Source organism: Streptomyces pathocidini, from assembly GCF_001418495.1.
In the GTDB taxonomy this organism is placed as follows: Bacteria; Actinomycetota; Actinomycetes; order Streptomycetales; family Streptomycetaceae; genus Streptomyces; species Streptomyces pathocidini.
This window is the reverse complement of record NZ_LIQY01000416.1, coordinates 1-3,017: the sequence shown is the minus strand read 5'-3', so window position 1 is coordinate 3,017 and position 3,017 is coordinate 1. Positions and strand designations below refer to the sequence as shown.

Sequence of the window (3,017 nt, the reverse complement as noted above, 5' to 3'; positions counted from 1 at the left end):
GGCTACCCCGGCTACCCCGGATACGCGGGCTACCCGGGAGTCCAGGCCGGGTACGGCCCGCGCTGGCACTCGGTGCCCACGGGGCCGAACAACGGTCTCGGCATCACCGCGCTCGTCCTCGGCATCATCGGCTCGGTGCTGTTCATCAGCAGCATCTTCGCGGTCATCCTCGGCATCCTCGCGATCGTCTTCGGCGCCGTGGGACGGGTGAAGGCGAACCGGGGAGAGGCGAACAACGGCGGGCAGGCGCTGGCCGGGATCATCCTCGGCGCCTTCGCGGTGCTCGCGGGGGCGGCCGTCTTCGTCCTCATCGTCATCGCCGGCCAGCAGGCCGCCTCCGAGGACTGGGACGAGCCGAACTACGAGCCCTACTCGGCCATCGTCCACAACGGGCGCTGACCCGGGCTCCCGGGGTGAGCCGGGAGGAAGCGGGCGGACGGGAGACGGCCCGTCCGCCCGCCGCCGTTTTCGCTCGGCTCCCAGTCCAACAGATTCCGTCGCGTAATGAAAAGGCAACAACGGAATCCCTTGTAGCAAGCCCTCCGCTCTGCCAGGATCGGCGTTCACATCGAGCTGGAGCTACGCCATCATGATCCCATCATTTTCGGCAGAGACCCGCCTCGCCGACGGCGTGGTCAACATCGTCTGCGGCGCGGGCCCGGAGGCGGGCGAGCACCTCGTCGGGCACCCCTCGGTCGCCATGACCTCCTTCACCGGCTCGACCGCCGTCGGCCGCCGCGTCGCCGAGATCGCCACCGGCACGGTCAAGCGCCTCCACCTCGAACTCGGCGGCAAGGCCCCCTTCGTCGTCTTCGACGACGCCGACCTGGAGGCCGCCGTCCACGGCGCGGTCGCGGGCGCGCTCATCAACTCCGGCCAGGACTGCACCGCCGCCACGCGCGCGTACGTCCAACGCCCGCTCTACGACACCTTCGTGGCCGGGGTCGCCGACCTGATGGGCGCCGTGCGGCTGGGCGACCCCTTCGACCCGGCCACCGACCTCGGCCCGCTCGTCTCGCACGCCCAGCGCGACCGCGTCGCGGCGTTCGTCGAGCGGGCCCGGGGGTACGCGCGCGTGGTCACGGGCGGCGAGACCCCCGGCGGCGACCTCGCCAAGGGCGCCTACTACCGGCCCACCCTCGTCACCGGCGCCGCCCAGGACAGCGAGATCGTGCAGTCGGAGGTCTTCGGCCCGGTCCTCGCCGTCCTCCCCTTCGACGGCGACGACGAGGGCATCGCGCTCGCCAACGACACCCTGTACGGCCTCGCGGCCTCCGCCTGGAGCCGGGACGTCTACCGCGCGGGCCGCGCCACCCGCGAGATCCGGGCGGGCTGCGTATGGGTCAACGACCACATCCCGATCGTCAGCGAGATGCCGCACGGCGGCTACCGGGCCTCCGGCTTCGGCAAGGACATGTCGGCGTACTCCTTCGAGGAGTACACGCAGGTCAAGCATGTGATGTACGACAACACGGCGGTGGCGGCGAAGGATTGGCACCGCACCGTCTTCGGCGACCGCTGACCCCGAGCGACCGCCAGCCTCGAAGGTCCCCCGGTCGTCCGCACCCCGCGAAAGGGCACAGCGCCAATGGAACTGCACGAGCCGGCCACGCCGTACGAACCCTCCGCGCCCCACAGGCCGGAGAACCCCTCCGCGCCCCACGGGCCGGAGAACCCCTCCACGCCCCGCGAGCCGGAGACCCTGTCCGCGCCCCAACTCGCCGCCATCCGGCGCAGTCTGACCAGCGGCCGGGGCGCCCTCACCCGGCGGTCCCTGCTGCGCGCGGGCGGTGGCGGTGCGCTCGCCCTCGGCGGCGCGGGCGCGCTCGCCGCCTGCGGCATCCCGCCCGCGGGCAAGAGCGGCCAGGACGCGAAGGCGGAGGACCACTCCGACGAGGAGAAGCTGCTGAACTTCTCCAACTGGACCCAGTACATCGACGTCGGCGACGACAAGAAGAGCCGCCCGACCCTGGACGCCTTCCACCGCCGCACCGGCATCAAGGTCAGGTACACCGAGGACATCAACGACAACGTCGAGTTCTTCGGCAAGATCCAGGCGCAGTTGGCCGCCGGCCAGGACACCGGACGCGACCTGATCTGCGTCACCGACTGGCTGGCCGCCCGCCTGATCCGGCTCGGCTGGGTGCGCCCGCTCGACGCGGCCAACCTGCCCCACGCGTACGCCAACCTGGCCCCCCAGTTCCGCAGCCCCGACTGGGACCCCGGCCGCGCCCACTCCTACCCGTGGACCGGCATATCAGCCGTCATCGCGTACAACGAGAAGGCCACCGGCGGCCGGAAGGTCGACTCCGTGGCCCAGCTGCTGGAGGACCCGAAGCTCAAGGGGCGGGTCGGGATGCTGTCGGAGATGCGCGATACCGTCGGGCTGACCCTGCTCGACATGGGCAAGCGGCCCGAGGACTTCACCGACGACGACTACGGCGCCGCGATCGCCCGCATCCAGAAGGCCGTCGACCGGCGCCAGATCCGCCGCTTCACCGGCAACGACTACATCGACGACCTCAACAAGGGCGACATGGCCGCCTGCGTGGCATGGGCCGGCGACCTGATCCAGCTCCAAGCCGACAACCCGGCCGTCAAGTTCGCGATCCCGGACACCGGCTACCTGACCTCCACCGACAACCTTCTGGTCCCCGGCAAGGCGCGGCACCAGAGGAACGCCGAACGGCTCATCGACTACTACTACGAGCCGAAGGTGGCGGCCCGACTCGCCGCCTGGATCAACTACGTCTGCCCCGTCGACGGCGTCCGCGAGGAGCTCGCGAAGATCGACGACACACTGGCGAGCAACCCGCTGATCCTCCCCGACAAGGAGATGGCCGCCAAGTCCCACGCCTTCCGCTCCCTCTCCGCCCAGGAGGAGAAGGCGTACGAGGAGAAGTTCGCCCACCTCATCGGCGCCTGACACGTCCCCCGCGCGCCGGCCACCGGGCCGCGGCCCCGGTCCCGCGGCCCGTACCCCAGCCACCCTCCAGGCACCGGCCGCAGCCCCAAAG

Annotated in this window: 2 protein-coding genes and 1 pseudogene; all 3 read left to right on the top strand. The window is 71.3% G+C overall.

All coding sequences use genetic code 11. The features are described 5' to 3' along the window. The coding region (locus AOK16_RS19225; RefSeq protein WP_157859268.1) for a DUF4190 domain-containing protein at positions 1-399 on the top strand (399 nt) is incomplete at its 5' end. A 136-nt stretch (positions 400-535) separates the two neighbouring features. Beyond that, positions 536-1,522 (top strand): annotated as a pseudogene (locus tag AOK16_RS19220) (aldehyde dehydrogenase family protein); the annotation flags it as partial. 66 nt (positions 1,523-1,588) lie between these two features. Continuing rightward, entirely contained in the window at positions 1,589-2,926 is a 1,338-nt protein-coding gene (locus AOK16_RS19215; protein ID WP_079101552.1) for a polyamine ABC transporter substrate-binding protein, read from the top strand. The last annotated feature ends 91 nt before the right edge of the window (positions 2,927-3,017 follow it).